Consider the following 517-nt stretch of genomic DNA (forward strand, 5'->3'; position numbering starts at 1 on the left):
CGCAGTTGGCCAGCGTCATCGGCATGCAGCTCAACGTCAGTTTCGTGGCTATGCTGCAGATGCTTTTCGTGCTGCTGCCGATGCTGTTCATCGGCACCTCGCTGCTGACCTATCTGGCGGCGTCGGCCAAGAGCATGAAGGAGGCGCAAAGCCATATGACCTGGCTGCTGCTGCTGCCGATGATTCCGACCTTCGCGCTGATGGTCAATCCGCTGAAGAGCCAGCTGTGGCAGTTCGCGGTGCCATTCCTGGCGCAGAACCAGCTGCTGCTCAAGGTGATCCGCAACGAATACATCGCACCGCAGATCTGGGCCGTCTACCTGGCCGCCAGCCTGGCCCTGGCCGTGTTGCTTTGGTTCGCCGCGGTGCATCGCTACCGGCAGGAAAAGCTGGCCATCTCGGGCTAGGTAATATCCCGGGTCAATCGGTTCTTCCCGCAAGGGAGAGTCTGTAGGAAAAAAGGTTCTTCTCCCAAGTGCAGGGGAACGTCTATGTGGAATCCGGTGACCAAGGCAGT

1 pseudogene is annotated in these 517 nt (G+C 59.4%); it reads left to right on the forward strand.

Features of this window, described 5'->3' with window-relative positions:
• Positions 1-407: pseudogene (locus CSC65_RS16095) on the forward strand (ABC transporter permease); the annotation flags it as partial.
• Positions 408-517 lie beyond the last annotated feature (110 nt).

The organism is Pseudoxanthomonas daejeonensis (assembly GCF_010093205.1).
Lineage (GTDB): Bacteria > Pseudomonadota > Gammaproteobacteria > Xanthomonadales > Xanthomonadaceae > Pseudoxanthomonas > Pseudoxanthomonas daejeonensis.